Annotated in this window: 21 protein-coding genes; 4 read left to right on the top strand and 17 right to left on the bottom strand. The window is 60.2% G+C overall.

From position 1 onward, the window contains the following. Positions 1-124: 124 nt before the first annotated feature. The 14 genes from PZA18_RS21840 to PZA18_RS21775 all read right to left on the bottom strand — a co-directional run bounded on the left by PZA18_RS21840 (position 125) and on the right by PZA18_RS21775 (position 14974). Entirely contained in the window at positions 125-1309 is a 1185-nt protein-coding gene (locus tag PZA18_RS21840) for an acyl-CoA dehydrogenase family protein (protein ID WP_284103013.1), read from the bottom strand. Continuing rightward, positions 1309-2967: a class I adenylate-forming enzyme family protein gene (locus tag PZA18_RS21835; protein ID WP_284103012.1), complete on the bottom strand. Its 1659-nt coding sequence runs from the start codon at positions 2965-2967 to the stop codon at positions 1309-1311. Before PZA18_RS21835 ends, PZA18_RS21840 begins: the two co-directional genes overlap by 1 nt. Next, entirely contained in the window at positions 2964-4811 is a 1848-nt protein-coding gene (locus PZA18_RS21830; protein ID WP_284103011.1) for a CoA transferase, read from the bottom strand. Before PZA18_RS21830 ends, PZA18_RS21835 begins: the two co-directional genes overlap by 4 nt. Further along, positions 4808-5101: a MoaD/ThiS family protein gene (locus PZA18_RS21825; RefSeq protein WP_284103010.1), complete on the bottom strand. Its 294-nt coding sequence runs from the start codon at positions 5099-5101 to the stop codon at positions 4808-4810. The genes PZA18_RS21830 and PZA18_RS21825 overlap by 4 nt, the downstream gene beginning before the upstream one ends. Next, complete coding sequence (locus PZA18_RS21820) at positions 5098-5550, bottom strand: M67 family metallopeptidase (RefSeq protein ID WP_284103009.1); 453 nt, start codon at positions 5548-5550, stop codon at positions 5098-5100. Before PZA18_RS21820 ends, PZA18_RS21825 begins: the two co-directional genes overlap by 4 nt. A gap of 27 nt (positions 5551-5577) precedes the next feature. After that, positions 5578-6741 (bottom strand): molybdopterin-synthase adenylyltransferase MoeB, encoded by a 1164-nt coding sequence (gene moeB / locus PZA18_RS21815; RefSeq protein WP_284103008.1) that lies wholly within the window; start codon positions 6739-6741, stop codon positions 5578-5580. A gap of 221 nt (positions 6742-6962) precedes the next feature. Next, positions 6963-7346, bottom strand: a complete 384-nt coding sequence (locus tag PZA18_RS21810; protein ID WP_284103007.1) for a DUF2946 family protein — start codon at positions 7344-7346, stop codon at positions 6963-6965. A 103-nt stretch (positions 7347-7449) separates the two neighbouring features. Further along, complete coding sequence (locus PZA18_RS21805; RefSeq protein ID WP_284103006.1) at positions 7450-8232, bottom strand: substrate-binding periplasmic protein; 783 nt, start codon at positions 8230-8232, stop codon at positions 7450-7452. A gap of 651 nt (positions 8233-8883) precedes the next feature. Continuing rightward, positions 8884-9924: an aldo/keto reductase gene (locus PZA18_RS21800; RefSeq protein WP_284103005.1), complete on the bottom strand. Its 1041-nt coding sequence runs from the start codon at positions 9922-9924 to the stop codon at positions 8884-8886. A gap of 25 nt (positions 9925-9949) precedes the next feature. Continuing rightward, the gene (locus tag PZA18_RS21795) at positions 9950-11182 is read right to left on the bottom strand and encodes a multidrug effflux MFS transporter (RefSeq protein ID WP_284103004.1); all 1233 of its coding nucleotides are present in this window, start codon (positions 11180-11182) and stop codon (positions 9950-9952) included. Positions 11183-11185: 3 nt separating this feature from the next. Beyond that, positions 11186-11848 carry an HAD family hydrolase gene (locus tag PZA18_RS21790; protein ID WP_284103003.1) on the bottom strand — a complete coding sequence of 221 codons (663 nt, stop codon included), beginning with the start codon at positions 11846-11848 and terminating at the stop codon, positions 11186-11188. Then, positions 11845-12849, bottom strand: coding sequence for a 3-oxoacyl-[acyl-carrier-protein] synthase III C-terminal domain-containing protein (locus PZA18_RS21785; RefSeq protein ID WP_284103001.1), 1005 nt, complete (start codon positions 12847-12849; stop codon positions 11845-11847). Before PZA18_RS21785 ends, PZA18_RS21790 begins: the two co-directional genes overlap by 4 nt. Next, entirely contained in the window at positions 12846-14207 is a 1362-nt protein-coding gene (locus PZA18_RS21780) for an FAD-dependent monooxygenase (protein WP_284103000.1), read from the bottom strand. Before PZA18_RS21780 ends, PZA18_RS21785 begins: the two co-directional genes overlap by 4 nt. Continuing rightward, a complete protein-coding gene (locus PZA18_RS21775; RefSeq protein ID WP_284102999.1) occupies positions 14207-14974 on the bottom strand; it encodes an AfsA-related hotdog domain-containing protein in 768 nt (255 codons plus the stop codon). Before PZA18_RS21775 ends, PZA18_RS21780 begins: the two co-directional genes overlap by 1 nt. A 459-nt stretch (positions 14975-15433) precedes the next feature. Here PZA18_RS21775 and PZA18_RS21770 point away from each other — a divergent pair, with 459 nt between their 5' ends. Then, a complete protein-coding gene (locus PZA18_RS21770) occupies positions 15434-15901 on the top strand; it encodes a MarR family winged helix-turn-helix transcriptional regulator (RefSeq protein ID WP_284102998.1) in 468 nt (155 codons plus the stop codon). Between the two features lie 112 nt (positions 15902-16013). On the opposite strand, the gene PZA18_RS21765 is transcribed toward PZA18_RS21770, so the two are convergent. The 3 genes from PZA18_RS21765 to PZA18_RS21755 form a co-directional block, all read right to left on the bottom strand. Then, entirely contained in the window at positions 16014-16289 is a 276-nt protein-coding gene (locus tag PZA18_RS21765) for a hypothetical protein (protein WP_284102997.1), read from the bottom strand. Between the two features lie 277 nt (positions 16290-16566). Next, positions 16567-19269, bottom strand: a complete 2703-nt coding sequence (locus PZA18_RS21760; protein ID WP_284102996.1) for a TonB-dependent receptor plug domain-containing protein — start codon at positions 19267-19269, stop codon at positions 16567-16569. A 561-nt stretch (positions 19270-19830) separates the two neighbouring features. Then, positions 19831-22182, bottom strand: coding sequence for a hypothetical protein (locus PZA18_RS21755; RefSeq protein ID WP_284102995.1), 2352 nt, complete (start codon positions 22180-22182; stop codon positions 19831-19833). Positions 22183-22497: 315 nt separating this feature from the next. Here PZA18_RS21755 and PZA18_RS21750 point away from each other — a divergent pair, with 315 nt between their 5' ends. The 3 genes from PZA18_RS21750 (at position 22498) to PZA18_RS21740 (ending at position 26150) form a co-directional block, all read left to right on the top strand. Beyond that, positions 22498-22839, top strand: coding sequence for a zinc ribbon domain-containing protein YjdM (locus PZA18_RS21750; protein ID WP_284102994.1), 342 nt, complete (start codon positions 22498-22500; stop codon positions 22837-22839). 342 nt (positions 22840-23181) lie between these two features. Next, positions 23182-24645, top strand: a complete 1464-nt coding sequence (gene trpE, locus PZA18_RS21745; protein WP_284102993.1) for an anthranilate synthase component I — start codon at positions 23182-23184, stop codon at positions 24643-24645. A gap of 203 nt (positions 24646-24848) precedes the next feature. Next, the gene (locus tag PZA18_RS21740; RefSeq protein ID WP_284102992.1) at positions 24849-26150 is read left to right on the top strand and encodes a UDP-N-acetylglucosamine 1-carboxyvinyltransferase; all 1302 of its coding nucleotides are present in this window, start codon (positions 24849-24851) and stop codon (positions 26148-26150) included. The last annotated feature ends 243 nt before the right edge of the window (positions 26151-26393 follow it).

The raw sequence follows: 26393 nt of genomic DNA, 5'->3' as shown, positions 1-26393 counted from the left end.
TCGATTTTTGGGGCATGGCGTCGTTAGGGTTCGTTTATTTAGCTCGCTAAACCTCACTCACCCTGCCTCGCCCTGCCCCAAAACTCGGCCCGGCGCGACCGGAAACAAAACGTCAACAGAGCCCCTAGAAAATGGTTGAGGCGGGCTCGTGTTGCGGGGCTTGCCGGGCCTGCTGGCGGGCAAGCAGACGCCGGCCACAGGCATTGATCAGCGCTTCATCGGTGCCGTCGAGAATCCGGCTGGCGCGCGCGTGGCGGTAGATGCCGGCCAGCGGGGTCAGCGCGTCGGAAAGTCCTTCGGCACCGTAGATCTGGATTGCGGTATCGGCCGCCAGACAGAGGGCCTTCGAGGCGGTGAGCTTGGCCAGATTGATTGCCACCTCGTCCGGCTGGCCAGCATCCAGCCCCTGCGCGGCCTGCTGCCAAAGGGCCCTGGCGGCCACCTGGGCGGCGTGGACTTCATACACATGGCGGCGGATCAGCTGCTTGTCGGCCAGCCGGGCCAGCTCGCCCCGTGGCGACGTGATACGGGCGCACAACAGGTCGTAGCAGCGCTGGGTCAGCCCCAGCCAGTGCGCCGAGCGCAGCATGCGCCCCAGCGCCAGCCGCTCCTGCATCAGCGCCCTACCCTGCCCTGGCAGGCCCAGCACGAAATCGGCCGGCACCACCACCTTGTCGAAGGTCATTTCAGCCTGGCCCAGCTGTCCACCCAGAATGTCGAGGGGGCGCTCCAGCCGGAAGCCAGGCACATCGGTAGGCACCACGATCATCGACAACGCCCCGGTGGCGACGCCTGCCGCCTCGGTCCGCGCCACCACGGTTACCAGCCCGGCCTGGGCGGCCCGGCAGATAAACCACTTGCGGCCGGAAATCGTCCACTGGCCATCGGCATAGCGGGCGCAAGCCTGCAGCGTGGCGGGGATCGAGCCAATGGCATCGGGCTCGGACATGCCGTAACTCGCCACCAGATCGCCCCGCAGCAGTGCCGACAGATAGCGATCGCGCACGACGGGGCTGGCATGCCGCTGCAGCATGTGGGCATCCAGCGCGACATCAGCGCCAAACAGGGCGGGGCCGAACTCGGAGTAACCCTCCCATTCGGCATGCGGCAGATAGGTCGCCAGCGCTGGGCCGTGTGCCGATCCGGTCGGATGATAGGCGCCCCACAGACCGGTGGCCTTTGCGGCCTCGGTCAGCTGTGCCAAGCACTGGCGTGCGCCCTCTCCGCCCCGTGCCAGCAGGCTTTCAGCAGGCAGCAGGCGGCTCAGCACAAACTGGCGCAGATCATGGAGGTTTGCGGTGGCAGACATCAGGCAGCCCTCGCGGTCTGCGGCCGCCCGTTGCCGGCAAAGGCCACCTCGCGGGTGAGCCTGGCTTTGTCGATCTTGCCGGCAGGGGTGAGCGGAAACTGGCGAACAAAACGCAGATACTCGGGCAGTTTGTTCAACTCCAGACCAGATTCACGCAGATAGGCGCAGACATCGGCCAGCGCCGGGCGCGGGCTGCCTTCACGCATGGCCAGCGTCAGGCAGACGCGCTGCCCCAGATCGGCATCCGGCACCGGCACACAGGCCGCACCGACCACATCGCGGTACGACGTAGCCAGGGATTCGATCTGCACCGTGCTGATATTGCTGCCGCCGCGAATGATCACGTCCTTCTTGCGACCGTTGATAACGAGGTAACCCTCGGCATCGAGATAACCCAGATCACCGGTGTAGACCCAGCCCTCGGCATCGCGGTACTGCGCATCCAGCTCGGGGGCGTTCACGTACTGCATCGGGCTTAAGGGGCCACGCGCCACGATCTCGCCGGTCACGCCGGGCGGCAGCACCTGTCCGGCGTCATCGACAATGCGGATGTCGCAGATGCCCGGATTGGGCCGGCCAACGCTGCGCAACACCACATCGGGCGCATCGGCTAGGGTGTTGTGGCAGTTCACGCCATCGGCCGAGCCATACAGGCTGATGAAGTGGCAACCGAATGCCTCGCGGCAACGCTGGATGCTGGTCGGGTCGATCACCGAGCCACCGCTGACCAGCGCCACCAGGCTGGATTTATCCACCCGCGCCAGCAGCGGGTCGGCCGCCATCCGCTGCAGCATGGTCGGCACTCCCAGAATGTGACTGGGCCGCAGTTGTTCAATCGCCCGGATCGCTGCCGGGGTATCGAAGGCCGGCAGCAAGGCGAGTGAGCCGCCCAGCCAGCTCAGCACGCCAAAAGTCGCCGTCGAACCAAACGAGGAGCCAAGCGGCACCAGATACAAGGCGCGGAATTCGTTGCCGTCAGCCTGCAGGCGCTGCAGAAAGCGCCCCCGCCCGCCCAGCAGGGCATTGTGCGAATACGCCACCAACTTGGGCTCGGCCTCGGTGCCGGATGAGACCAGCAAACGTACCGGGCCATCCGGATCGACCACCGGCAGCGCATCGTCAGCCAGCGGTGGCGACTCGAACAACTGGGCCAGGGTCTGCCAACCGGCGCGGGAGGGACCATCGACCAGCAGCAGGCGCAGCGACAGCAGGCCCGGCCGCAAAGATTCGACCAGCTCGCACAGATCATCCTCACCGCCATGCGGCGCCACGACCACGGCACGCGCATCGCAACGCCGCAGCAGTGACGCGATATCGAGCCGGCCCCGTCCAGGCGGAAACGGTGCCACCACCGCGCCCAGCGCCGCTGCGGCCAGATCAATGGCACAGCTATGCCAATGATTGGGCAGCTGGTAGGCCACCACATCGCCCGCCACAATACCGTTGGCACGCAAGCCGGCGGCCAGTTGCAGCGCCCGTTGCAACAACTCGCCGTAGCGGATGACACCCGTTGGCGTCAGCACCGCTGGCTGTTCGGGCTGCTGTCGCGCCTGCAGGGCAAAGCGCTGGAATACGGTCTGATCCGGGTAATAGCCGAGCGCAGCCCATTCCCGGCGCAGCGCTACCGGGACCAGATCAATCATGCCGGCATGATTCATTGAAACCTCCACGGAGAATTGGCCTCGACATAAGCCGCAAGGGTCAGGCAGGCATGCAGACGGGGGTCGTGCGGCAGATCGCACAGGTCTTCAACCACCCGGCTGGCGGCAATACCTGCAGCCTGTAGCTGGGCCTGCCAGACCTCGGCAGACTGGCCCAGCAGATGATCGGCCAGCTGTGTGGGCGTGGTATCGGCCGGCAGCTGCAAGGCCCGCAGCAGATGAGGCCGGTCCGGGCAGTCGATGGCCAGGCGACCCTGCCGGGTCGAAAATACGGCCTGCAGCGCGTTCGCCGCAGGGGTCACGGCCGGCATGCCGGTCAGCAGTCTCGACAGGGAATCGGCACACAGCAGGCTGGCCGCACCCAGCAGCGAGGTCTCGACCTGCCCGCCCGCACCTGCCAGCTGGCGCTGCAACAGCGCCGCCACGACGCCTTGCGCAGCGACCACCCCGCCCAGCACATCCAGCACTGTGAATAGCGACCCGCCTGCCACGCCAGCAGCCCGGCCAATCGCCTCTGCGACGCCCGACCAGGCTTGGGCCATGAAATCGGTCCCCGGCAGATCGGGGCCATGCTGGGGCCCCCAGCCGCCGGCGTAGGCGTAGATCAGCGCGGGGTGATCGGCGCGCAACGTGGCCGCATCGAGCCGCAGGGCTTCCGCTTTGCCCGGCGCCCAGTTGTGCAGAAAAACGTCGGCCAAGCGCGTCAGCTGGTAGACCTGCTGCCGACCTTCAGCGGTCCGGATGTCGATTTCGGTCACCCGCTTGAGTCGGTTGAGGGCATCGAAGCGGGCTGAAACTTCGCCGCTCAATGGCGGCATCGCCCGCAAGGGGTCGCCGCCCGGTGGCTCGATCCGCGTCACTTCCGCCCCCAGGCAGGCCAGCAGGTGTCCCGCCAGAGGCCCCTGAATGCGCCGGCACGACTCAACCAGCTGCAGGCCCGCCAATGGCAAGCGCGATATCCGGCCGACCTCCAGCCCGCCAGACCGTGCGACTGGCGCCTGCGTCGGCGCAGCAAACGTGAAATGCCACGGCCCCTGCTGCCACAGGGCGCGGGCATCCGCATCGCGGGCGCGGTCTTCCAGGCTGCGCAAGCGGCACACGGCCAGGCCACTTTCGGCAGCCAGCGTCACGATCTCATCAAAGGTGCGCTGGGCCAGCGCTGCCGGCAAGGCTGCCGGCAGTGGGGCAATCGCCTTGGCATAGCGTTGCAGAAAGCCGTTCCAGCCTTTGCCGGCATCGGCAGCCGTCACGCCGAGAGCCTGCCAGAAAGCCCGCCACGGGCCAGCCTCCAGCGTCTCCAGTTCAAACCAGATGCCATCGGCCGAGCAAAAAGGCGGTTGCAAAGCCGTCGGGCACGCCCCCGGCAACAGCTGTTCCGGGGCTTCAGGCGCGGTGGCGCCCGCCAGATACTGGCCCACCGCCAGCATGGCCGCCGCCGCCATCGACAGCGACACCCTGCCCGGCTGACCGCCGCGCAGCTGGTCCAGCGCCGCCGCCAGCAGGCCTTGCAGCGCCAGCGCGGCAGTCAGGCACGATAGATAGGGCAGACCCAGCGCCTGCGCCGGGTGGCGGGCGCGGCCATGAATCGACATCAGGCCCGTTGCGGCCTGCAGGGTGAATTCACTCCCCGGCGCCTTGTGGTCCGGCCAGAGGGTCAGTTCACATTGCACCTGCCCCCCTTGCGGCAGTCGCAGCACGTAGTCCGGGTCTGTTGCCGCTTCCTGCCAGCCTATGCCCAGCGCCCAGGCCTGATAGCGCAATGATTGATGCGCCTCAGCCAGACCCGGTGCTGCCGTGGCTGGCGCGCACAGCACGCAGCCTTCGAGCAGACGCGCCGTCATCTCGCCCCCTCGCCAGCCGCACCGCCCGCCACTGCCGGCAGGATGGTGAGGCAATCGCCCGCCGACACCGGTGTCGCCAGTTCCTGTGCAAAGCGGATGTCCTCGTCGTTGACGTAGAGATTCATGAAGCGCCGCACCGCCCCATCCTTGAGCAGACGGTCCTGCAAGCCGGGGTAGCGTTGCTCCAGCTGCTGCAGCACTTCGTAAACGGTGGCGCCGTCCGCATCCAGTCGTTTCAGGCCGCCGGTCAGCGGGCGCAGCAAGGTCGGGATTTCAACAGAAATACTCATGAGGTCTCCTTCGAGTGTTCAATGGGCGACGCATCGGGTGCCGACGCCAGCGTCTTGACGCGTTCTTCCACCACCACGCCATCCACCATGCGAAAGCTGCGGACTTCATTGGCATGGCGCGGGTCGGTCGAGACAATCAGGTAGTGCGCATCGGGCTCGCCCGCCGCAGCGATGTCATCGCGGCTGGGTTCCGCCCGCGAACCGGTGTGCGAGTGGTAGATCACCAGCGGCGCTTCGCCTGCCGCATCCAGCTCGCGCCAGAGTTGCAGCTGCTGCTGCGGGTCGATGCGGAAGAAGTCGGTGGCGCCCGCCACATTACGCAGTGGAATACAGCGTTGCGGCTGGCCACTGCCGGCAGGGCCGGCCAGCACGCCGCAGGCTTCAAGGGGATGATCTCGCCAGGCATGGGCGAGCACGGCTTCCAGCAGAGGCTTGGTCAGGGTCAACATGGGTGTCAGCTCAGATAAGCGGGGAAATCAGTAGCTCGGCAAGCTCGGTTCGACGTCGCGAATCCAGGCCAGAATGCCGCCATCCAGGTGGTGCAGACCGCGATACCCTTGCCCCTGCAATGCCTGCAGTACCGCCAGCGACCGCTGGCCGGACTTGCAATGCAGCACGATCGGCACCGCGCCGCTGGCATCGAGCAAGGTTGGGTGATTCAGCAGCTGGTCTTTGGGGATGGCCTCGGCGCCGGCGATCTGCACAATCGCCCGCTCGGCCGGCTCGCGCAGGTCGATCAGGCAGAAAGGCACGCCGCCCTGCCGCCACTGTTGCAATTGCGCCGGGCTGATGCTGGCGCTGGCGGGGCTAGACACAACACCCAGACCGCAGAAGGCCGGGTAGTCAATCAGGCCGGTAATCGGCTGCCGCTTCGGGTCGCGGCGGATTGGCAGGCAGCGCTGGCGCATCTCCAGCGCGTCGTAGACCAGCAGCCTGCCCAGCAGACTCTCGCCGATGCCGGTAATCAGCTTGATCGCCTCGGTCGCCATGATGGCGCCGATGGCGGCACACAACACGCCCAGCACCCCGCCTTCGGCGCAGGAAGGTGCGAGCTCGGGCGGCGGCGGTTCGGGGTAGAGGTCGCGGTAATGAATACCGGCATCGCCCGGCGCCTGTTCCCAGAACACCGAGGCCTGGCCTTCAAACCGGAAGATGGAACCCCAGACATAAGGCTTGCCGGCAAGCACGCAAGCATCGTTGACCAGATAGCGGGTGGCAAAGTTGTCGCAGCCGTCAATCACCAGATCGTAAGGCGCCATCAAGGCCAGGGCATTGCCTGCCTCAAGCCGGCCTGCATGCAAAATCACTTTCAACTCAGGATTGAGCGCCAACAGCGCGGCCCGCGCGCTCTCGGTTTTGGGCTGGCCGATGCCGGCCACGGTGTGAATCACCTGCCGCTGCAGGTTGGATGCCTCGACGACATCGCCGTCGATGATGCCGAGCGTGCCAACGCCGGCTGCCGCCAGATAAAGCAAGACGGGTGAACCCAGGCCACCGGCACCTATCACCAGCACCCTGGCGTGTTTGAGGCGTTGCTGTCCGGTCAGGCCGACTTCAGGCAGCAGGAGGTGCCGGCTGTAACGGGCGATATCTGCCGCCGACAACTCGGCCGCAGGGGGAACAAGAGGAGGAAGGGGCATGGCGTCTCTCCGGTTGTCGTGGAAAGCGCGGCAGTGTCAGCCCCTTCGCGCCGCCGTGGCATGGCGAGCCCGGCAAGACCGGACATTTGGCCGGACTTTCGGGCAGATTCAGCGCAAAGAAGATGAACGAGCGCGCGCAAGGCACGGCAGGAGGGGAAAACGCACAAATCAGCAGAACATCTGGCCCGAGCGTCAGCAAACCCTCGCTGTCGTGAACACGATCAGGCCAGAGACGGGGGGCCACGCGGCGGGGCGGCAGTCTGCTTGCAGGATTTGACTCGCGGCGTACATACCGCCGGCAAGTCTGGAGAAGTCAGGGCTAATTCTAGAATCTGCGCCTGCATCGGCGGGGGCAAGCCAGCGGCGGGGCTGCTGGCCAGACAGAACAGGCAATGAACAGACTCAAATTTTTTGAGCGGAGTACTCTTGCCTTCCTCAAGCAAAACGATCTGGCCCGGCTTGCTTGCCACCGAGCACATTTCCACGGGCAGTTGCAGCGCCGGCAAGAGCCGCGCCTGCGCCAAGGATGGCATCAGGGCGTGGCACAGTATCGCAAATAGCGCGATCCAGGCACTGAAAGTGGAAATGAAAGGTTTCGCTCGCATGATTGGCCGCGATTATTATCCAGAAAATTTGCATCCGGCAATGATCTGGCGCAAATTTTCTATCAAATACGGTCAATTCATAGCTATTTTTAATGCTTTCGCCTTACTGAAGCACCAGCGCCTTGTCGTCAATGTAGCGGGCACGAATGCGGGCATAGCTGCCATCTTGCTGCATGCGCTCGAATTCGCGGTCAAACAGCGGGATCAGATGGCTCAGGCCCTTGCCCTTGCCAAACACCAGAAAGTTGTCGAGATGGAACAAGGAGGGGCCAATCGGCTGGATGCTGCCGGCGAGCCCCATTTCCTTCAGCATGTACATGCCGACATCAAAGTTGATCATCACCGCATCGATGCGGCCCAGCGACAGTTTCTGGAAATTGCTGGTATCGCTGCCGGCTTCTTCGGTCTGGAAGCGGCCATTGGCGGCGCCTTCTGCAATCGCATCAGGCTGCCGAAAGCCACGGCGCACACCGATGGTCTTGCCTTCCAGATCTTTCAACCCCTTGATGCCGGCACCCTTGCGCACGAACAACACGTACTCCGTACGCTGCATGACCACATTGGTGTATTCCATATACTGCTCGCGCGCAGGTGTACGGCTGAAGGCGAACGCGCATTCCACTTCGCCGGCCGGGCTTTTCTGCAGTTCAAATTCCACCCGTTTCCAGGGCATTTCCTTGATTTCAAGAGGAATCGACAGGCGCTTTGCGGCCTCGACCAGCATATCGACATTGATGCCATTGAATGTCGGACCATTGCGCATGAAGTAAGGCGCCAGCACATCGTTATGGCAGACGATCTTGCGGATCGGCTCCGCAGCGCCCGCCGACGAAGCAAAGGCCAGCAGCCAGGCTGCCAGCAGAATGGGGGTGGATCGGACCAGCATGCTCAATGACTCCAGGTGTCTCCAGCTTTCCGTGCAGGCCTGACCGTAAAGCCCATCCGGTGCCGCCCGATCTTCAGGCCGGATACCGGCAGATCTCTTTTCAATTTAGCACCCGGTTTTTGTCAGGCAAGGCAGCCAAACCGCCACGGCGCCGGATGTCCCAATTACAACGGCTGCACCCAGGCAGCCGTTATCCAGAAAGCCATATGGTGCCGTATCTGTCTGGCAATGAATATTGCTCGATCAGACAATCGGCGCCCCTCAAAGCCCCGGTACCAGGTTCTGCTGACGAAAGGTTTCCGGTCGCGCAGGGTCGAGTCTTGGGGCAGGGCGAGGCAGGGTAAGCGTGGTTTAGCGAGCTCAATAAACGAACCCTAACGACGCCATGCCCCAAAAATCGACCCGGCCTTGCGTGGCTGTTGCCGCAAAGCGGCTTACAGCCACGGCATCCCCCCTGCGGGGACGGAGGGTTTCGCCGGATTTGGGCCTGCTGCCGCGTTAACTGCCAGGCTGTTGGCTTGCGATGCAAGCCTTACAGCCTGTGCGCCCAGACGGGAAATCGCGCGGCTTATCACTAAGCGGCGCGCTTTTCGCCTTGCATCAGGCCCAAATCCGACGAAACGCGATCCGGAAATAAAACGTCAACAGAGCCTAGGCATCCATGGTAAACGCCGCCAGCGCTTCCGGCGCGTAGCGTTCGCCCTGAACGCTGCGGGCGACCAGCAACTGGTCGAGCGTGGTCAGATCGGCGGTGTCGAGTTGCAGCTGGACCGCCCCGGCGTTCTGCTGCAGGTAGCTGATCCGCTTGGTGCCGGGAATCGGATGCACGATGGGCGACCGATGCAGCAACCAGGCCAACGCCACCTGCGCCGAGCTGGCGCGATGCTTTTCAGCAATTGCCCGCACGTCGGCAACAATCTGCTGGTTGTGCGCCAGCGCCCCCTCAGCAAAGCGCGGCAGATAACGGCGGAAGTCATCTGCGGCCAACTGCTGCATGCCCTGAAAATCATCACTGAGCAGGCCACGGCTGATCGGACTGTAGGCCACCAGGGCCGCGCCGATTTCACGGCAGGTGTCGAGTACCCCATTGCCTTCGACGGTGCGGGTGAGCAGCGAGTATTCAGACTGGATGGCCGCAATGCCATGACGGCCATCCGTCATGCTGCGCAAGGCCGCATCGGCGCGACGGGTCATATCGGCATTGGCTTCCGACAGGCCAACCGCACCGATCTTGCCATCGTTCAGCAGCTGGGCCATGCCCTCCATGCTGTGTTCGATCTGGCTACCGCCGTCGGCAATGCGATGCAGGTAGAACAGGTCGATATGGGTGCCCAGGCGTTGCAGGCTACGCTCACACGCTTCAACAATGTAGGCAGGCGAATTATCGACCCCGCGCAGGCTGTTGTTTACCGGGTCGCGCACGATGCCGCATTTGGTGGCCAGAAACACCTTGTCGCGCCGGCCAGGCGCCGCCAGAAAGCGGCCGAGCAGGCTTTCGTTATGGCCGAAGCCATACATATCGGCCGTATCGAAGTGTTCAACGCCGAGTTCGATCGCCGCTTCGAGCACGGCCAGCGATTCGGCTTCGTCAGTCGGGCCATAGAATTCGGACATACCCATGCAACCAAGCCCGATCGGGTTGACGGCGCGACCGGCGAGGGTGCGTTTGGAGTGGGGGGTAGAAGAGGTCATAGGGCGTTTTCCTGTTTGGTTTCTTTTACTTGGCAGCGGCCGGTGCAGCCGCTGCGATTACTGCCGGCTGTGGGTACAAACGGCGGATCATGAAGAAGCAGAGCACCCCAATCGCCGCGTACAGCGCCGCGAGCGGCGCAAGGCTATGCAGGGGCAACCAGCTGGCAAAGACGGTGATCAGACCGGCGCAGATCATCAGCGCGCAGCCCAGCACCGAACTCGACAAGCCGGCCAGTTGTGGAAAGCGGGCGACACCGCGTCCCATCAGATTGGGGTACATCACACCAGCGCAGAAGGTCAGGATCAACGAGGGGATGACCAGCTCCAGCAGGCCAAGCGGCCGGGTCAGCGCCACAACCAGCATGGCCGGACCGGCAATCAGGTTGACGGTGGCAGCCGCCCGCACCAGCTTGGCCGGGGCGATACGGCCGGCGTTGATACGATTCGAGAACACGCCGGCAAAGTAGACCCCGCCCAGCGCCAGCGCGATATTGCCGAAGAAGATCGGGTCTTTGCCCAGTACTTCCTGCACCATGAACGGCGCACAGATGTTGAAGGTCAGCAGCAAGGCATAGCACAGGCCCATGGTGAGAAAGCAGAGCTGGAATTCCAGGTCCGACAGAATCTGCCGCGTGTTACGCACCAGCACCTCGCGCTTGAGCGGCACCGGTTGCGCCAGCGACTCGCGATAGCCCAACGCCACCAGCAGCAGGAGCAGCACGCCATAGCCGGCCAGGAAGTACAGATTGCTCTTCCAGCCGAACAGCACCTGCAGGCGGGCACCAATCACCGGCGCGACGATCGGACCCATGCCCCAGGCAATCACCATATAAGTCATGGTATTGGCGAGCTGTGGGCCTTTGAAATTGTCGGTAGCAATGGCTTTCATCACCACCGAAGCCGTAGTGATGCCCAGCCCCTGCAGGATGCGCGCCGCGACAAAGACTTCGAGCGTCTGGGCGCTGATGGCCAGCACGCTACCCACCAGATACAGCACGATGCCGCCCAGCAGCGCAGGCTTGCGGCCAATGGCATCGGACAAGGGCCCGTAGATCAGCTGGCCAATCGCAAACGCAATCATATAAGCCGAAACACTGAGCTGGATTTCCTTGGCACCCACGCCGAACGACTTGGCCATGAAGGGCAGCGCCGTCACGTAGATGTCGATTGCCATCTGGCCAACCGGTGCCAGAAGAATAATGAGCCAGAGCAGAAACAGCGGGGAATTGCCCTGCCGGATGGGAGTGGTCGTTGTCATGGTTTAAGTGTCCGTGTGGGTAATAAGAATGGGCCAGCCGCGTTGGCGCGCAATCGTCGCCAGCTCTGGACAGGGATCAACCGCTGTTGGGTAGGCGACGGCCTCCAGCATCGGCAGATCGGAAATGTGGTCGCCAAACGCATGGCATTGGCGGGCATCAGCGCCGCGCTCGGCCAGAAACGCCTGCAGCCGCTCGCGCTTGGCACTACCGATGGCCGAGGCGGTCAGCTCGCCGGTCAGCAGGCCGGCGTGGCTTTCCTGCTCGGCACAAAGCACGCCCTGCGCCCCCAGCTTGCGGGCAATCGGCATCAGCACCGGCAGCATCGAGCCGGATACCAGAACAGGCTCAATCCCCTGCTGCCGCAGCTGGCCGAGCCGCTCGACGATGCCGGGCTTGAACAGCTTGCCGCTGGCCAGACGCTCGTTGAACCAGTCGAGCCCCGCCACCATCAGCTCGACAAATGGCAGGCCGGCAAACTGGCGGTAATAAAAGCGGTTGACCTGTGCCCGATCGGCACCGCTGCAGACCTGTTGCTGGATCAGGTACATCTGGCGCGCGTATTCGTCGGGCTGTTGCCGTCGTTCGTACCAGAAGCGCAGAAAATCAAACATGCTCTTGGGGTGGATCAGCGTTTCATCCACGTCGAAAAATGCATAGGCAGTCATCGCAACCTCACAAGACAAAGCGTCCAGCTGAAACCGGAACCCGCTCCGACCAGCAGAGCCAACTCACCGCTGACGCAGCCGGTTTCCAGCAGCCGGGACAAACCAACCAGCGGATCGGCGCAACCCAGGTGCCCGATCTGCAGGCCCTGTTCGATATTGCTGCGCGCCCGTGGCAAATTGAGCGCCGGCAGGTAGTTTTCCTCCAGCAGCTGGCGGCCCAGGTGCGGCAGCAAGAGATGTGCAATGTCCGAACGCCCGACCCCTGCTTCAGTCGCCACCTGCTCCCACAGCCGGCAGAGGCTGTTGCGGGTGGCGTGGATCAGGCTATCCAGCCCCTTTTCAGCCAGAAAGCGCTTCTTGCTGCGGCGGATGTCATCGGGGTCGAAGCTGCCTTCCGGTGCGGGCTCGGCATGGCGGTGCATGACTTCCAGCTCGGGGGCCGCCAGGCTGGCGATGGCCAGAATGTCGGCAATCGCCTCCTCGCCATAACCCAGTCGCGCTGCCGCCGCGCCATCGCCGTAGACGATGCCGTAGTCGGCCGCCCAGCGGCGGAAACCGCTGGTATTGAAGCGATCGGCCGCCACGCAGAGCACCTGCCCGCCTTCGTGATCGTGATCCAGCAGGCGGCAGGCCAGATCCACCGACAGCATCAGGGCATTGCAACCTTGTACGGTATTCAGCGACAGGGCCTGCCCTGCCTGCAGCCGCGACTGCACATAGGCTGCAGGCGACCACAGACGCGGATGCCCCTGATAGTGGATATGGCTGTAGAACAGCCAGCGCAGGGCGGCGGGGTCTTGCGCTGCCATCGCCCTGGCAGCGGCTTGCAGTGCCATATCTGCCGGAAACAACCCCGACTCGACGGCGACCGCAGTGAACCCGCTCTTCTGCAGATCCTGCACCGAGCAGTCGCCCTGACGGAGCGCGTCATCTGCCAGCACCTGTCCGACGGGCAGATAGCTGCCCAGGCCAAGTAATTGGGGGTAAGCGCGCTCCTTCATGCCGCTTCCAGGCTTTCAACCTGTTCCACCACGAAGTCGGGCCGGACCTTCAGGCGGGCTCGGCAGCGGTAAAGGTCAGCCAGAGCCTGCCCGGCGGGTTGGTGGCCACCGACCTCCAGCCAGCCCGATGTCAGCCCCTGCCACAGACGGCGACCGCCATCGAGCCACAGATTGGGTAAACGGGCACCCGCACTGAGCTGCAACGAACTCAGCGGCGTGGCCGAGTCCCCCCAGTGGTGGTAGAGCTGGCTGAAGCTATCGGTGAGGTGCACAAGGCCCTGGGCATCCAGCGTATGGTTCCGCATTGCCTCAAGCAGCGGACCGATCTGGGTTCGTTCGATGACGGCCTGCGCCAGCAGGCGCCGCTCCTGCGAATAGGCAGGGGCAATCTGGCGGACATCCGCATGCCGCGCCAGTCGCCAGGCCAGGGCGAAGGCATCCCCAAACCCCAGATTCATGGCCTGCCCGCCGGAAGGCGAATGCAGGTGCGCAGCATCGCCACACAGAAAGATCCGGCCTTCAGCAAAGCGCTCGGCAACCCGCTCGCGCACCCGGTATTGGCGCGTTGCGCTGTACTGGGCAATCTGTGGCAAGCCGCGAAGCCCCGTACGGCCGAAAATGGCTTCGACGGCCGAGGCGTCGAGCGCCCGGTCGGTCAGGTCTTCAGCCAGACCCGGCCCTGCAATGCGGATCTCGCCATTCTCCATCGGCACCACCGACAGCGCGGCACCGGCATTGATCAGCATGTAGGAGGCCTCACCGATGGCATCGAAGCTGCCAGTACCGGCGCGGGGCGTGCCTTCTGCCAAGACATAGCTGTAGGGGTAATCGCGCCCGGAAAACGCCCCGCCAAGCATCTGCCGGACGGTGCTGTTGGCCCCATCGCAACCCACCAGCCACGGTACCGTCAGCGTATGCGGACCTTCCGGCCCATCCAGCGACAGGCTGACTCCGGCCGCATTCTGGATCGCCGCCAGCAGGCTGCGGCCACGCAGGATCTTGCCGCCCAGCTCGCTGAAGCGGCGTGCCAGCACCGCCTCCAGCACCGGCTGGCGCAGGTTGATGAAGCCCGGATAGCCCATGCCGCTGAGCTGGTCGAAGTCGAGGCTGTAACGCTCGCCGTCTTCGAGCTGAAAGTGAATGAAACGCTGGGGCAAACCCAGGGCGATGACTTCGATGGCAACGCCGATCTGGTCGAGGATGTCGAGTGACGCCGAGTGGATCATCACCGCCCGCGTCAGCCACGATGGTTCGGGCAGGCGTTCGATGATCTGGCAGTCCACCCCCTGCTGCTGCAGTAGACAACCCAGCAGCAGGCCGGTCGGCCCCGCGCCAATGATGGTTGGCAAGGCTTGCATCAGCTTGCCTCGGCCAGGCGGCTGCTGGAGTCGAGATAGGCCGCCAGACGACTGGCCGCCATGGTGTGTTCCCGCTCGGCAATGAAGTGCTTGTCGTAAGCGGCGTAGCGGATACCCACCTCTGCCAGCTCGACGTCCTGCTGCATGAAGCGCACCGAGATCTGCACACACAAGGCGCCACTGGCTTTGCGCTCCTGCGACAGCACTGTCAGCACCACTTCGGTATCAATCGGGAAAGCAAACTGGTGATAGCGGCTGCTGACTTCGTTCAGCACGAAATAGCGTTGATTGCGCTCTTCCGGCAGCAGCAGATACAGCTCGGCTACCGACAGCATCATCTGGCGTGCGGCCTCGGTCAGCACCATGCCTTGCACATGCTGGCCCGTCATATGGTCGCTCAGGAGTTCGGCGGCATCGTGAATGGCCAGCTTGCTGACATAGGTCAGCTCGTCACGCTGGCGGGGCATCGAGATCAGCACATTCTCGGCCTTGACCTTATGCACCGCCCGCTGCTGCTGCGGGTTGACCTGATCATTGATCTGGTCAAGATTCAGCAGTGCCGGGGCTTTATCAGCATGGGACGTGGAAAGCACGTCCTTGAGGGTGGACAGCCGATGACGGCACACGCCCTGCCCGACAATGACCTTCTCGTAAGCCGGCCCATCCGGCTCCCAGACTTTCTTCTCCAGCTCGCGCAGGGTGATGACGTTCTGCTGGCGTGCTGCAAACTCTTCAAACTTGTCGCCGACTACTACAACGGTTTTCATCAGTACATTCCTCGTATTGGTGTCGTTTGTTTTGCTCAAGAAATGGTCCATGACACTTGATGTACAAACTGATAATACATCGCCGTATCATTTCGATTTAGATCATACATAGACAGGAATATCCTGACAAGCAGCTTTCTGTAATTTGTTCAAATATTCAGATGCACTACAGGTAATTTGTCTGACAAAGCTGGAAGGAAACCAAGAGGCGAAGAGAGGATTTCTAACAAATAATCTTATTTATTAGATAGTTATTTTGGCTATAGGAAGAAGTTAAGTCAAAAGTCTTATTAGGTGACATTCAGTCAGTTTGTTATCACGCAAGCACGGACCACTGCCAACGGTGACCCGCGATGAGAGAAGGGGCGATCTGGAATCAGTTCAGCACAGAATAGTAAGGCGAAAACTAATAATTCAGCGTATGATCTTTAGAGGAATCACTCAAAATATAACAAAACCATGCTAAGCAAGTACGAGGCACTTCTGGGCCAAACCGCCCACTTTCCCAGCATTAATCCCAGCCGGGTCAGACTGATCGTCGATCTGGTGAATGCTGTCAGCCGCATCACCCAACAGTGCGCGGCCAATCTCTCGGACTTCCAGCTACCTGAGGGCCAATTCGTGACGCTGCTGCTGCTGCGCCATTTCGGTCAGCTCAAGCCCTCAGAACTGGCCGACAAGGCGGGCCTCACCCGCTCGGGCATCACCACGGTTCTGGATGGCCTGGAAGCGCGACAGCTGATCCGCCGCCATCACCAGCAGGACGACAGGCGTTCCTGGCATATCGAGATGACAGAAAGCGGCAACCAGATTCTGGACGAGGTACTGCCCCTGCACCTGGAATGGCTGGCCCGCCTGACCGCAAAATTCGATGAGAGCGATTCCGAACAACTCGAATCCCTGATTCGCAAGCTCTCGGCGGATTAGCCAACGGTTTTGGGGCGGGTATCCAGGTTCTGTTGATGTTGGCAACTGCGTTTAAGGTCAACAGAACCCAGGGAATTTGGGCTCCGACATGCCTTTTGAACTTGGCTACCTATCACCGCAGCCCATACATCAGCGCCGGCAATATCAGCATGATCCAGCCCAGTATCGCGACCAGGACAGGCGGTGAAGGCTTGTCGAGGCGACGTCCCGCCAGTCCGCTCAGCTGGCCAAGTTGCTCGGGAATCCAGATGGCCGCCAGCGCCAGGGCCATCCAGGTGATACCGCGTAAAGGCAGTTCAAACCCGCCGCCGCCGTCGCCCCGCCAGCTCCAAAGGTAAAACGCCACCACCAGCAGTGATAACAGGCGGCCAATCCTGATGAAATCCATAAGTCACATCCAGTTCGAGAAGCTGTTTGCACAATGCGGGCATGGCCGATAAGCCCGCCATACCCGGCAGCGCATTGCGAATTGATACCGCGCACGGCCTGCACCATACAGCCTTGACCGATTGCCCAACAAGCCATTGCGGCGACACCCGGATCTGCCTGGCGGCAGGCAGGCGGGGGCACCATCGGCGCTGCACCACGCATCGACGGATGCAGCACCTTCCTGAATGCCCCTCTCCGCTCGCGATCAAGGCGAACCGAACATAGCGCCTGCCGGATCAGTTGAACTGGTAGCCAAACTGCAACCACATCTCGCGGCCATACGGCGAATGGCCACCCACCGGGTAATACGGCCAGCCGGACGATCGATCCTGTTTGACCTTATCAAGCAGATTGTTGACGGTGAAAGAAATACTGGCCTGCTTGCTGATCTGATATCCGACATCAAGATTCGCCAGCACCGTCGCCGATAGCATGCGCCCCGATTCGGCACTATCAGGAATACGCCCGTAACGGATCAACGTCAGACTGCTGTTCCAGTCCCCTCGCGTCCAGCCGAGTGTATTGATCAGCTTGTCCGGCCAGTCGTGATTGTCGGTGGCACGCAGAAGATCCCGTTCTTGGTCACTGGCAAACTGGCGGTAATCATGGCTCAGCACTCGCGTGTAATTCAGGCGCCAGACAAAGCGGCCGATATCTTCCCATTTCCAGCGCAGCCGGCTACTGAAGTCGATACCACTGGTTTCCTCGCGTGCGGCATTGATCGGATTGACGCGGATATCGGTAATGGCGTTCGGGTCGAGCGGCGCATCAGAGGGATTGCGGGTAATGCGGCTGATCGCATCCAGGCACTGCGACGACTTGGCGTCGCGCCCACCCGTCCGGCACTCCGACTCGGTGCGCAGCAGCCCGTCAGCGTCCAGATTGGTAACCAGATCATCAATCCGCACCCGCCAGTAATCGAGTGAGAGATCCAGCGCTCGCAACGGCGCCCATACCAAACCCATGCCGTGCGACTGGCCGTTCTCCGACTTCAAATCGCGGCTGCCATTCGAGGTGTAGTTAGCGCCTGGCGAATAATTGACGTATTCGCAATCGGCTAATGGCTGGCCCGCGAGTTTGCAGCGGTAGTAGTCGGTAGTTGAGGCGTAATAACCCTTGGTCTGGCTTTTGTAGATGTAATTCATATCCGGCGCCCGAAAGCTGCTTGCCAGATTGCCCCGCAACAGCAGGCTCTCATGGGGGCGCCATTCCAGGCCGGCGTTGTAGGTGAACTTACTGTCGCTGCGATCAGCAAAACGATAGTCATCGAAGCGACCGGCCAATGTTGTCTGCAGCGACGGCAATACGGGCACCCGCAGCTCCAGCGCCGTGGCGTAGCGGGTACGCGAGCCACTGGCATCGGGCGTGCTACTGACGTTGTAGAACACCCCCTGGCGCATCTGCGGATCGGCACGATTCGCAAAGCCCTGCCCACCAACCTCGGCCAGCACCGCCGCCTTGAGCGGCCCAGCCGGCAGCTGCCATAAATCGCCACTGGCGCTGGCACTCAAGGTGTGCGACCACGCCGAGTCGCGACTCTCGGTGTGGCCGTACAAGCTACCCAGCTGCTCGGGCGTCAGCACCTGGCTGAACCGCGCCGGATCTGGCTTGTAGAGGGCAATGCCGTCTTTGTCGGTGCCGAGCTGCGGCCCCAGAAAATACTGGTCAATGCCCGCCAGCATACGTGGCGCACGCGCACGGCTCACATAGGACGATAGGTTGTAAGCCACCTCATAATCCCACGCCGTACTGGCCAGCGGGCCTCGTATCCCCAGCGACACATTGGCCGCCGTATCGTGCCACTCGCGGTTGTACCGGGTTGCGCCTCCCAGCTCTTCCGGCGCAAAGCGGCGCGACCAGACTTCATAGTTGCCGGTGTTCTGGTTGAGAAAATACCCCTTGCTGACCGCCAACGAAGTCCAGCTGGGGCCACGGGTATTGTTCTGGGTATGGTTGAGACCGACCAGCACATCGCCAAACAGGGTACTGCCCTGATCCAGCGTGTAATTGAGGCCCGCGTAATAGTTCTGGCTGAGATTGTGCGTGCGGGTGGTCCAGAACGCTGGCTGGGCCTCACCGCTACCGCAGTAGGTTCCGCGTTTCCCGGTATAACTGACCACGCTACCCTCAAACAGTCCGCCCAGACGCTGACAGACCTCTCCCGGCGACAGATACTTGCCGGTTGCCAGATTACGCCGACCCCACACCACGGTAGGCGCCTCGCCATCGGCCGTGGTTGAGCGCATGAAGTCCCTATCCTTGGCCCAGACCGGATCATTCCGGCTGATCTCGGCCGCAAAGACGGCATTGAGCCCACCCCACTCCCGTCCGCCTACCAGCTGCAGGCGCCGACTATCACCGCCCCCGCGCTCGGTTGTCCCCAGCTTGAGGTCCACCGCTACCCCTTCGGCGCGTTTCTTGAGAATGACATTGACCACCCCGGCAATCGCGTCCGAGCCATAAATGGCCGAAGCCCCGGCGTTGAGAATCTCGATCCGCTCGACCAAGGCCGACGGAATATTCGCCAGGTTGACGAAATTGATCGACCCGCCATAGGCAATCGGGTAATCCGCCACCCGCCGGCCGTTGATCAGTACCAGAGTGTGATTCGGCCCCAAACCGCGCAGGCTGACCGCATTGGCCGCTGGCGTGAAGGTATTGCCGAAATCCGCCCCCTGCGTGAAACCAGTGTTCTGGGTCTGCTGGTTCAGCGCATCGTAAACATTGCGATAGCCCTGCTGCTCCAAGTCGCGACTGGTGATGATGGTGACACTGATCGGCCCCTCCTTCGCCACCCGCGCAATCCGCGAGCCGGTTACCACGATCTGGTCATCCTTCTTGAGCTTCTCGCTGCTGGCCGCCTCAGCCGCTGCCTGTGCCGGCAGCGCCGCCAAGGTCGCGGCCAGCGTGGTCAATACCCCTATTGATCTACTTTGCATATCTCGCCTCGTTTTTTATTTGAGAACACCCCACCCACTCGGTATGAGGGACATACAGAACTGCGCTGAACCAGCAGGTCACCCCCCGGGCTGCCAGCTTCAATTCAGCCAATGGGCAGTGTAGCGACAGTCAGATTAGATCAAAATATAATATTGACTAACTTTTTAATGCCTTAAAGTTATATTGATAAGCAAACCAACAGCCAGATTCATTAACAATCTCAAGCCAGATAGCCAACAATTGGCAGGCTAGGCATTTGCCACACCCTGATGCCAACCATTAAAAACAAGAAGTTGGAATTAAAACCGAATGCTTTTGAACCACATGACCCTGCCCCCTGCCGGGGAGTTGCGCACGCTGTGATTCGGCCAGCTGTTTCAATCAAAAAGGGCTTCAGAGCACTTTGACGAGGAGAGGCAGGCAGTATCGGAACACCCCGCTGCGAGGGCAGTGGGTGGTTTGGGGAGTCGGTGGAGAGAGGCTGTCTGGCGCAATGCCTGACTAGAGAGGCCAACCCGCTCACCTATATGGGCTAGATGAGCGGGCTGTGGAAGTAGAGCTTATTGCACGGTATAGATCGGTTGATACCGCTGGTTCAGCATCATATCGTCCGCGCTCAGGCCGTAACCGACAAACAACTGGGCACCTTTATACGGCGCAATGTTCAGCGTGCCATCCAGTACCGGGATGCTATGCGTCCCCAAGGTAACGGCCGAGTAAGCCAGTGGACTGGCGGCGTTCAAAGGCGCCCAACCAGATGGCCCCTTCAGATAGGCATTGCCACCGACTACAGCCCCTACATAGAGATACCCCGGCTTGCCGACATCGGCGGCGTTAATCGCCAGATTGGCCGTGACCTTAGGCGTCGAGACAGGATTCTCCACCTCGGTTTTTACGGTGAAAGACTTCGCCGCTTGCGGATTGCGTGAGGTGATCTGGTAGACGCCATTATCGGTCGCCACATACACATTGCCCTTGGCATCGGCAGCCATATCGTTGATATTGCCGCTCCCCGCCAAGCCGTCATGACTCAAGACCCAGCGCAGCCCCCCATCGGATGACCGATAAATCTCGTTACTGGCGTAACGGGCAAACAAGCTGCCATCCATCGCTTCGACCAGCCCGGTTAATTTGCCTGCCGGGGCTTCCGCCACTTCAAGCCAGGTCGTGCCGCTGTCTCGCGAGGTGTAGATCTTGTTGGAGCCACCATACCAGCCGAATAGATTGCCTCGGGGGGAGCTGACAATATTGCTGGGATGATTCTTCAGAGCTCCCCAGGTACGGCCAAAGTCACGGCTAATGTGGAATCCCTTGGTACTCCTCAGAAACAAATGACCATTTGCACCTTCAATCAAGCTATCAATTTCCTCCGCCAAGCTACTTCTGATTGGCCAATGAGAAGAGTCATGGGAAAACGCTTCATAAACCGAAAAATAGGCAGGGCCACCATTTTCAACTTGAACACCCGCTAACAACTCACCATTCTGCAGTTGATAAAGAATCTTAACGGACGGCTTTTTGTCATACTTATTCGCCACACCCCCATTGTAAATATTTTTAAGTACATCCCCCGCCTCATTCCCGATATAACCTTTCATTAACCCACAGACATATTTTTCAAATATTTTATTATCCCACATGAAATATGCGAAGTTTCGTGGACATCCACCACCACTAAGATGACGTTGATTAACAAACCTGGATGCATATAGTCTTTTATTGGAATTTGCCAGAGTAGAAGGCACAAGATCCGTCACCTCCCAACTTTGCCCATAATTCTCACTCTTAATTATTCCCGAGTCGGTGTCGGCATAAACAATGCCGGATTGTGTTACTTTCAGCGCATAAGCAGAATAGTTTGGTAGACCTTTATTCAAGATTTGCCAGCTCTTACCTCTATTGCCACTCATGGCAATACCCGCTCCAGTACCTGCATAGAAATTACTATTAGCATCCACAGCAAATGAATACATCCATTTAGATGACGCCTGCCCTCTAGCGTTCGCGTCCAACACCCAGTTGCTATCAAACTTCGCTATTGCGGCCATTCCAATATAGTCTAGATAATGATCACCAATTACAAAGAAATTCCCTTCATAATCTTTCCATACATTCTGGCGAATGTGCATATAATACCCAAGAGAAGCGACAGGCTTCCATATTTTACCACCGTCTGTCGATTTCCATATTTGATTTTCACCAATGACATACAGATTTCCATCGACATCGCCAGTAATACTCAGCGCAGAATAACTTGTTGGCAAGCCACTTACTCTTTCATAAACATCCGCACCCTGTCTTTTTACAAAGAGGGAATGACCGACACTGGAATATCCCCCCACCGCAAACCAAAAGTTAAATTTAGCATCAACATAGCTCGAATCAAAACGTGACCTTTCAATAAAACCATTCATGTTCTTTTCAGAGGAGATGCATTTCCTTTGTTTATTTGTAGAGAAAACCCATAACAGCTCTTTTTCTTTACAATTATGGGAAAATAGATAAAAGACCCCTCCTTGCCCATCAGGAACGAAATCAAATTTTTCTCCGTGGTTCAATTTCTCCCAAGTATCCCCGCCATCATTGCTGACAAAATAATCCGGAGCGTCGCCAGCAACATAAAAATAACCATTTATTGCTTTCATCTGGAAGAAACCGAATCCATTCGGTTTGGCCGGGATATTTAACTTTCCCCACTCAAGGCTTTCTTTCTTTTTCCTAAAAATACCCTCCTTGGTGAGCGCATAGACATTTCCGGATTTATCAGCGACCAAGTCAGCGACATCAATTCCTTCCTGCCCCTCTCCCCTAGTCCATTGATCAACTTCTGCCAACACCGGCACTGCCAAAAACAACCCCATCACCCCCACCAATGCGCCCATCACCCCGCGCAGCCCCTTCATTTGCACCATCAGCCTCATTCCTTCCATCATTAAAAACCCCGGCTGAACCGGGGATGAGTCGTTGCACGTCGAGGATTGTTAAATTGCTCGACACAAATAAACCCTTATTCTAATTCATTTCTTCCATGAAATTGCCTTCAGGTCCGTTGATACGGGCTGGCTAGCTGGCTAGGAGATCACGCGCTGCGATGCCCTGTCATTCGGTTTATTGGGTGTGATATCGAAAGGGCAGGGCCCGTACAATGACGGTTTGCCGCGCCGGTATCGTCCTATCCACTGGTGCGGCTGTCACTTCAACGCCTATTTGTCAGGAAAGCAGGATTCATGAGTCAACTACCCAAGTGCCCGCAGTGTCAGTCCGAATTCACGTATGAGGATGGCAGTAACTTTGTCTGCCCGGAGTGCGCACACGAGTGGCCGCAAGCGGCTGCCAGTGAGGATGCAGGCAGTGTCCGTGTCATCAAGGATGCGAACGGCAATGTGCTGCAGGATGGCGATTCGATCACCGTCATCAAAGACCTGAAGGTCAAGGGTTCTTCGCTGGTGGTGAAAGTCGGCACCAAGGTCAAGAATATCCGTCTGGTGGAGGGTGACCACGATATCGACTGCAAAATCGACGGCATTGGCGCGATGCAGCTGAAGTCGGAGTTTGTAAAGAAGGCCTAACGCGCCCTGCCCTGTCTGGCCGCCACCAGTGCCAGTCCCCTCGGCATTGGGGCGGTCGTGACCAGAACGCAACGTTGTGGCGGCTCAGGGCCGGAAGATGCGGGTCTGGGGTGGCCACAACTTGTAGCAGCCGACATTTTCGGCAAAAATGCCAATAAAACTGCCTGAACCCGGCAGATTTGGTAACAACGGCGCAACACGCCGCCACACTCTTCAACACGCATACTAATAAGCAGACCTCCCATGACCTTTCTTCCCGAGCGCACTGGCATGACTTGGCGATGGCGTTGATCGCACCGCTTGGTATCCATCAATCCCCATCATCGCTCCAAGGAAATTGTCATGACCGAACTCGAATTCGACGCGCTGGCGCGTCAAGGCTATAACCGCATCCCCGTTGTGCAGGAATTGCTGGCAGATCTTTACACGCCGCTTTCTGTCTATGTTCGGCTGGCCGATGCGCCCTACTCTTATCTGCTTGAATCCGTCGTCGGCGGTGAGCGCTTTGGTCGCTACTCATTTATTGGCCTGCCGGCCCGCACTGTCATCACCGTACGCGGCCACCTTACCGAGGTGTGCACCGACGGCGAACTGGTCGAGACCCATGAAGGCGATCCGCTGGATTTCATCGGCGAATACCAGAACCGCTTCCGCACCCCTCATCTGAATGAGCTACCGCGCTTCAATGGCGGGCTGGTGGGCTATTTTGGCTATGACACCATCCGCTATATCGAGAAGAAGCTTGCCCAAAGCGACAAGCCTGACCCGATCGGCGTACCCGATATTGTGCTGATGCTGTCCGAAGAGATTGCTGTGGTGGACAACCTGTCCGGCAAGCTCTATCTGGTGGTCTACGCCGATCCATCCGGTCAGCACGCTTATGCACGGGCTCACTCACGCCTGCATGAGCTACGGATGAAGCTGCGGCAAGATGCCTATCTGCCACATCCACAGCCTTCGCCCCTGACTGTGGCCAAGTCGGAATTCGGCGAAACCGCTTACAAGAATGCGGTCGAGAAAGCGAAGGAATACATCACCGATGGCGACATCATGCAGGTGGTGTTGTCGCAGCGGATGCAGATGAAGTTCGACGACCCGCCGCTGTCGCTGTACCGCGCCCTGCGTTCGCTCAATCCATCGCCCTATATGATTTATTACAACTTTGGCGATTTTCATGTGGTCGGCGCTTCGCCGGAGATTCTGGTACGGCAGGAAGATGGCAAAGCCCTGGTCCGCCCGATTGCCGGCACGCGCCCACGTGGCGCCACGCACGAACAGGATCTGGCGCTGGAAAAAGACCTGCTGGCCGACCCCAAGGAAATTGCCGAGCATGTGATGTTGATGGATCTGGGCCGCAACGACGTCGGCCGCGTCGCCGTCACCGGGACAGTCAAGGTCACCGACAATATGGTGATTGAGCGCTACTCGCATGTGATGCACATCGTCTCCAGCGTGGAAGCGCAATTACGCGATGGCATGACCAATATCGATGTACTGCGTGCCACCTTTCCGGCCGGCACGGTATCGGGCGCCCCCAAGGTACGTGCCATGCAGATCATCGACGAGCTGGAGCCCACCAAGCGCGGCATTTACGCGGGTGCTGCGGGTTATCTGGGCTTCAGTGGGGATATGGACCTTTGTATTGCCATCCGCACCGCCGTCATCAAGGACAACAAGCTTTATGTACAAGCCGGTGCCGGCATCGTCGCCGACTCGGTACCCACCAGCGAATGGCAGGAAACCCAGAACAAGGCCCGGGCCGTATTGCGGGCAGCCGAGCTGGCGCAAAGGGGGCTGGAGGCTTGATTGCCGTTTTGGCCGAGCCTGGCAGCCTCGAAGGTCTGTCCAGGCACGACCCCGTTAGCGCCAGCCTCGGGCCCGGATTCGAACCAGATCGGCTATTTATTGCCTGATCTCAATTTCCGGCTGGGCTGAAAGTCAGCCCAGCGAAGCTCAAACCCTATTCCATTATCGCCAGTACACCGACCGAACAAAGGCATCACCCCACAATGTCAAACCTGATCGTAGAAGGCGGAATTCCGCTCGTAGGCACCATCACCCCATCCGCCAACAAGAATGCAGTCTTGCCCATCCTGTGCGCCACGCTGCTGACCGCTGAGCCCATCACCCTGCACCGCGTTCCCAATATCACGGATGTACGCAAGATCATCGACGTCTTCCGTCGTATGGGCAGCACGGTCGAAGGGGATCTGGATAGCGGAACCCTGCACATCCACCACGACAAGACACACTTTGATGAACGCATCCACCGCTTACCCGAGGAAATGCGCTCGTCGATCATGCTGATCCCGCCGCTGCTGGCGCGCTTTGGCGTGGCACGGATCGAAAATGATGTGCAGGGCTGCACCTTGGGCGTGCGGGAGATCGACCCGCATGTCGAGGTCTTCAAAGGTTTCGGTGCGGCAATCGACCATGATGAAAGCTCGCTGCTGGTACGCTTATCGAAGCCCATGACCGGTTTCTCGCACTGGATGGAGTATGCCTCGGTCACGACAACCGAGAACTTCGTGATGTGCGCGGTGCTGACCCAGGGCAAGTCTCAGCTCGTCAACGCGGCTTGCGAGCCGCATGTGCAGGAGTTCTGCGAGTTCCTGCAGGCCATGGGTGCAGATATTCGCGGCGTGGGCACGACAAGGCTGGAAGTTCATGGCTGTGAACGGCTCAAGGGGATCGAATACACCTTCGTCGAAGATTTCCATGAGGTTGTCACCTTCCTCGCTTTGGGTGCCATCACCGGCGGCAACATCAAGGTGAAAAACGGCTCGTACAGCCACTTCCCGCTGCTCGACAAAACCTTCAAGAAATTCGGCGTGCTGGTTGAGCATGCCGACGGTTACTCGACAGCCCGCGTTCCCAACGGCCTGCGGGTGGAAGAGCCGTTTACCAAAAACATTCTGCAAAAAGTCGAGGCCGCGCCCTGGCCTTATTTCCCGGCCGATCTGTTGCCCATCTTCATTGCATTGGGGGCCAGGGCCGAAGGCAGCGCCCTGTTCTGGAACAAGGTGTACGACGGCGCACTGGGCTGGACTTCGGAGCTGGGCAAGTTTGGCGCCCATGTCTTTCAGTCCGACCCGCACCGCGTCATCACCTTTGGTGGCAAGCAACTGCGTGCGGCAGAAGTGGAAAGCCCCTACATCATCCGCGTGGCGATTGCGCTGCTGATGCTGGCCGCGAGTATCGGCGGCAAATCCACCATCAAGAACGCCGCACCGATCCGCCGTGCCCATCCGCAGTTTGTCGAGAATCTAGTGAAGCTCGGCGCAAAAATCGAATGGACTGCCGAGGAATGATTTTGCTGGCGAGCGGTCTATCTGCTGCTTAGGCTCTGTTGACGTCCACAGAGCCTAGGCTCTGTGGACGTTTTGTTTCCGGTCGCGCCAGGCCGAGTTTTGGGGCAGGGCTAGGCAGGGTAAGCGTGGTTTAGCGGGCTAAATAAGCGAACCCTAACAACGCCATGCCCCAAAAATCGACCCGGCCCGGAGGGTTTCGACGGATTTGGGCCTGCTGCGGTGTTGACTGCCAGGCTGTTGGCT

Origin of the sequence: Parachitinimonas caeni, from assembly GCF_030129945.1 — a bacterium.
In the GTDB taxonomy this organism is placed as follows: Bacteria; Pseudomonadota; Gammaproteobacteria; order Burkholderiales; family Chitinimonadaceae; genus Parachitinimonas; species Parachitinimonas caeni.
This window is presented reverse-complemented; position numbering and strand designations above follow the sequence as displayed.

Bases quoted from the DNA above. Each gene is read 5' to 3' on its own strand.
- moeB (WP_284103008.1), bottom strand. From the start codon at position 6,741: ATGCCCCTTCCTCCTCTTGTTCCCCCTGCGGCCGAGTTGTCGGCGGCA.
- PZA18_RS21830 (WP_284103011.1), bottom strand. From the start codon at position 4,811: ATGACGGCGCGTCTGCTCGAAGGCTGCGTGCTGTGCGCGCCAGCCACG.
- trpE (WP_284102993.1), top strand. From the start codon at position 23,182: ATGACCGAACTCGAATTCGACGCGCTGGCGCGTCAAGGCTATAACCGC.
- PZA18_RS21740 (WP_284102992.1), top strand. From the start codon at position 24,849: ATGTCAAACCTGATCGTAGAAGGCGGAATTCCGCTCGTAGGCACCATC.
- PZA18_RS21790 (WP_284103003.1), bottom strand. From the start codon at position 11,848: ATGACTGCCTATGCATTTTTCGACGTGGATGAAACGCTGATCCACCCC.
- PZA18_RS21780 (WP_284103000.1), bottom strand. From the start codon at position 14,207: ATGCAAGCCTTGCCAACCATCATTGGCGCGGGGCCGACCGGCCTGCTG.
- PZA18_RS21775 (WP_284102999.1), bottom strand. From the start codon at position 14,974: ATGAAAACCGTTGTAGTAGTCGGCGACAAGTTTGAAGAGTTTGCAGCA.
- PZA18_RS21800 (WP_284103005.1), bottom strand. From the start codon at position 9,924: ATGACCTCTTCTACCCCCCACTCCAAACGCACCCTCGCCGGTCGCGCC.
- PZA18_RS21760 (WP_284102996.1), bottom strand. From the start codon at position 19,269: ATGCAAAGTAGATCAATAGGGGTATTGACCACGCTGGCCGCGACCTTG.
- PZA18_RS21840 (WP_284103013.1), bottom strand. From the start codon at position 1,309: ATGTCTGCCACCGCAAACCTCCATGATCTGCGCCAGTTTGTGCTGAGC.
- PZA18_RS21835 (WP_284103012.1), bottom strand. From the start codon at position 2,967: ATGAATCATGCCGGCATGATTGATCTGGTCCCGGTAGCGCTGCGCCGG.
- PZA18_RS21805 (WP_284103006.1), bottom strand. From the start codon at position 8,232: ATGCTGGTCCGATCCACCCCCATTCTGCTGGCAGCCTGGCTGCTGGCC.
- PZA18_RS21765 (WP_284102997.1), bottom strand. From the start codon at position 16,289: ATGGATTTCATCAGGATTGGCCGCCTGTTATCACTGCTGGTGGTGGCG.
- PZA18_RS21810 (WP_284103007.1), bottom strand. From the start codon at position 7,346: ATGCGAGCGAAACCTTTCATTTCCACTTTCAGTGCCTGGATCGCGCTA.
- PZA18_RS21825 (WP_284103010.1), bottom strand. From the start codon at position 5,101: ATGAGTATTTCTGTTGAAATCCCGACCTTGCTGCGCCCGCTGACCGGC.
- PZA18_RS21750 (WP_284102994.1), top strand. From the start codon at position 22,498: ATGAGTCAACTACCCAAGTGCCCGCAGTGTCAGTCCGAATTCACGTAT.
- PZA18_RS21770 (WP_284102998.1), top strand. From the start codon at position 15,434: ATGCTAAGCAAGTACGAGGCACTTCTGGGCCAAACCGCCCACTTTCCC.
- PZA18_RS21755 (WP_284102995.1), bottom strand. From the start codon at position 22,182: ATGGTGCAAATGAAGGGGCTGCGCGGGGTGATGGGCGCATTGGTGGGG.
- PZA18_RS21820 (WP_284103009.1), bottom strand. From the start codon at position 5,550: ATGTTGACCCTGACCAAGCCTCTGCTGGAAGCCGTGCTCGCCCATGCC.
- PZA18_RS21785 (WP_284103001.1), bottom strand. From the start codon at position 12,849: ATGAAGGAGCGCGCTTACCCCCAATTACTTGGCCTGGGCAGCTATCTG.
- PZA18_RS21795 (WP_284103004.1), bottom strand. From the start codon at position 11,182: ATGACAACGACCACTCCCATCCGGCAGGGCAATTCCCCGCTGTTTCTG.